At 75.5% G+C, this 4,092-nt stretch carries 2 protein-coding genes; both read left to right on the forward strand.

Annotation, left to right across the window (positions count from 1 at the left end; all coding sequences use genetic code 11):
* Positions 1–40: 40 nt before the first annotated feature.
* Positions 41–2,299 carry an amino acid adenylation domain-containing protein gene (locus ABZ885_RS36710; protein WP_360198839.1) on the forward strand — a complete coding sequence of 753 codons (2,259 nt, stop codon included), beginning with the start codon at positions 41–43 and terminating at the stop codon, positions 2,297–2,299.
* On the forward strand, positions 2,292–4,092 hold a 1,801-nt coding region (locus ABZ885_RS36715; RefSeq protein ID WP_360198841.1), incomplete at its 3' end, for a type I polyketide synthase. The genes ABZ885_RS36710 and ABZ885_RS36715, both read left to right, overlap by 8 nt.

The following is a 4,092-nucleotide window of genomic DNA, read 5'->3' on the forward strand; positions in this document are numbered from 1 at the left end:
CTGAGGGCGGCGCCGGGGACGAGCGGACGTCCGCGCCGGGGTGGCCGCGGCCGACCGGGTCACCGACCTGGTCGGACAGGTCGGACGGGACCTGGAGCGCGCCCGGGCCGGCGCCGAGCTGCCGCCCGCCGAGCTGGCGGGCCGACCCGCGTTCGTCTTCCACGACGGCCCGCCGGCGGACCCGGCGCCCGGGGCCGGGGACGCGGTGCCCGGCGAGCTGGAGCTGCACGGCGCGGCGACGGACGGCGCGCTGTCCCTCCGGCTGCGCTACGCCGCCGACGTGTTCGACCGGGCCACCGCCGACCGCGTGCTGCGCCACCTCCGGGTGCTGGCCGAGGCCGCCGCGGCGGCCCCCGCCGCGCCGGTCGCCGCCCTCCCGGTCCTCACCGAGGAGGAAGAGCGGACGGTCGCCGCGCTGAACGGCGTCCGCACCCCGCTGCCGGAGCTGACGTTCCACCAGCTCGTCGAGGTACAGGCGGCCCGTACCCCCGACGCGGTGGCCGTGCGCTCCGAGCGCGGGACCCTCACCTACCGGGAGCTGAACGGGCACGCCAACCGGCTGGCCCACCTGCTGCGCGAGGACGGGGTCGGGCCCGGGACCACGGTCGGGATCTGCATGGAGCGCGGCACCCGGATGGTGGTGGCGCTGCTGGGCGTGCTCAAGGCCCGGGGCGCGTACGTGCCGGTGGACCCGGCCGACCCGGCCGAGCGGCGCGACGGCATCCTGGCGGACGCCGAGGTGCGCCTCGTCCTGGCCGCCGACCAGGCCGCCGCGCCCGGGCACCGGACGGTGGCGCTGGACGAGGGCTGGACGGTGCTGGCGGGGCGGCCCGGCGTCGACACGCCCACCCCGGCCGAGGCGCTGGACGACGCGGCCTACCTGCTCTACACCTCCGGCTCGACCGGCCGGCCGAAGGGCGTGGTGGTGGAGAACCGCCAACTGGTCGGCTACACGGCGGCGGTGATCGACCGCTTCGGCATCGACACCCCGCTCAGCTGGGCCATGGTCCAGCCGCTGACCGTGGACTCCAGCGTCACCGCGCTGATGACCCCGCTGTGCACCGGCGGCGAGGTTCACCCGCTGTCCCGCGAGTGCGCGCTGGACGCGAACCGGCTGGCCGACTGGATGGCGGCCCGCGCCGTCGACTGCCTGAAGATCGCGCCCTCGCACCTGCGGGCGCTCCAGGTCTCGCCGCGCTTCGCGGAACTGCTGCCCCGCCGGCTGCTCGTGGTCGGCGGCGAGGCCTCCGAGTGGCGCTGGCTGACCGCGCTGCAGCGCGCCGTGCCGCACTGCCGGGTGTTCAACCACTACGGGCCGACCGAGACCACGGTGGGCGTCCTGACCCTGGCGGTGGCCGACCACCCGGACGCGGCCCACGAGACCGCGCCGATCGGCGTCCCGCTGCCCAACTCGCAGGCGTACGTGGTCGACGCGGTGGGCCGGCCGGTGCCGTACGGCGTGCCGGGCGAGCTGCTCGTCGGAGGGGTCAACGTGGCCCGGGGCTACCACCGGCAGGAGGACCTCACCGCGGCGGCCTTCGTCCCGGACACCCACGGCGGCGGCCCCGGGGCCCGGCTATACCGGACCGGCGACGTCGTCCGCCGGCTGGCCGACGGCTCGCTGGCCTTCCTGGGCCGGCGCGACGACCAGATCAAGATCCGGGGGTTCCGGGTCGCTCTCGGCGAGATCGAGGCGGCGCTGCTGAGCCACCCCGGGGTGCGCGGCGCCGTCGCGGTCGTCCGGGAGGACGCGCCGGGGGAGCGCCGGGTGGTCGCCTACACGGAGCCGCACCGGCCGGGGCTCGGTGCCGACGAACTGGAGCGCCACCTGCGGGAGCGGCTGCCCGCCCACATGGTCCCGCAGACCACCCTGGTGCTGGCCGCCCTGCCGCTCACCCCGCACGGCAAGGTCGACCGGTCGGCCCTGCCCGTCCCGGCGGGCCGGTCCGGCGCCGCCGGGCCGCAGCCGAAGGGCGAGACCGAGCGCCGGATCGCCCGGGCGTGGGCGGAGGTGCTGCGGGTGGACGCGGTGGGCGCGGACCGGAACTTCTTCGACGTCGGCGGGCACTCCCTGCTGCTCGTGGAACTCCAGCACCGGCTCCAGGAGATCGCCGGTCGGGAGATCGAACTGCTGGACCTCTTCCAGCACACGTCCGTCCGCGCCCAGGCCGCCTTCCTCGACGCGGCGCCGGATCCGGCTCCCGCCGCCGCGGCCCCCCGGCCCGAGGGAACCCAGCAGAACGCGCTCATGAAGCGCCGCCAACAGCAGTTGCGAGCGAAGCGAGGCCGTCATGCATGAGACACCGAGCAGCGGACCGGACCAGTTCGAGGACAGCCTGGACATCGCCGTGGTCGGCATGGCGGGCCGCTTCCCCAAGGCCCGTACCATCGACGAGTTCTGGCACAACCTCAGGAACGGGGTCTGCGCGGTCACCCGGTTCGACGAGCAGGAGCTCGCCGACCGCGGCGTCGGCCAGGAGACCCTGGCCGACCCGGACTTCGTGCCCGCCGGGTACCTGCTGGAGGAGAGCGACTCCTTCGACGCGGCCTTCTTCGGCTACTCGCCGCGGGAAGCCGAACTGATGGATCCCCAGCACCGGGTGCTGCTGGAGTGCGCCTGGTCCGCCCTGGAGAGCGCGGGGCTCGACGCGCGGCGCTACGACGGGCTGGTCGGGGTGTACGCGGGCGCCGGCAACAACACCTACCTGCTGGTCAACCTCGCCTCGCACCCCGACGCGGTGGAGGTGATGGGCGGCAACCAGCTGGTCATCGGCAACCGCTCGGACTTCCTGAGCACCCGGGTGTCGTACAAGCTCGGCCTCCATGGGCCCAGCATCAACGTGCAGTCGGCCTGCTCCACCTCCCTGGTCGCCGTCGCCCAGGCGTGCCAGGCGCTGCTGGCCTACCAGTGCGACACGGCGCTGGCCGGCGGCGTGGCGGTCGACGTCCTGCGGCGCGACGGCTACCTGTACCGCAAGGACGGGATCTACTCACCCGACGGCCTCTGCCGCACCTTCGACGCGCAGGCCCGGGGCACCGTCGGCGGCGACGGGGTGGGCATGGTGGTACTCAAGCGCCTCCAGGACGCGGTCGCGGACGGCGACCACATCCACGCCGTCATCAGGGGCGGCGCGGTGAATAACGACGGGGCCGAGCGGGCCGGCTTCAGCGCCCCCAGCGCCTCCGCCCAGGCCGCGGTCATCACCGCCGCTCTCTCCAACGCCGACGTGGACCCGAGCAGCATCCGCTACGTCGAGGCCCACGGGACGGCCACCGTACTCGGTGACCCGATCGAGGTGTCCGCACTGACGTCCGCCTACGGCGACCTCCCGCAGGGGCACACCGCGCTCGGCTCCGTGAAGACCAATATCGGCCACCTGGACTCGGCCGCCGGCATCGCCGGGCTGATCAAGACGGTGCTGGCCGTCGAGCACGGCGAGATCCCGCCGACGCTGCACTTCCGGGAGCCCAACCCCCGGCTGGGGCTGGACCGCGGCCCCTTCCACGTCAACACCGAGCTGCTGCCCTGGCCGCAGGAGGACGGGCCGCGCCGCGCCGCGGTCAGCTCCTTCGGCCTCGGCGGCACCAATGTACACCTGGTCGTCGAGCAGGCCCCGCGGACCGCCGGGCCCGCACCGGACGCCGGGGCCGAGCAGGTGCTCGTGCTGTCCGCCGCGTCGGCGGAGGTCCTCGACGCGGCCACCGCCGAACTCGGGGACCACCTGCGCGCCCACCCCGGGCTGCCGCTGGCCGGAGTCGCCCGCACGCTCCAGCACGGGCGCCGGGAGTTCGCCCACCGGCGCGCCCTGCTCTGCCGCGACGTCGAGGACGCGGTGGGCGTGCTGGACGCGCCGCAGGATGGCCGGCTGCTGACCGGGACCGCACCGGAGGGCGCCGAGCGGCCGGCCGCCTTCGTGTTCACCGGCTTCGGCTCCCAGTACCCGGGGATGGCCGCCGGACTGTACGAGCAGGAGGAGGCGTTCCGGGCCGCGCTGGACGAGTGCGCCGAACTCCTGCTGCCGATGCTGGGCCAGGACATCCGCGGCGTGCTGCTCACCCCGGCCCCCGACGCCCGCCCGAGCGGCGGCGCCC

It is taken from the genome of Kitasatospora sp. NPDC047058 (genome assembly GCF_040643935.1).
In the GTDB taxonomy this organism is placed as follows: domain Bacteria; phylum Actinomycetota; class Actinomycetes; order Streptomycetales; family Streptomycetaceae; genus Kitasatospora.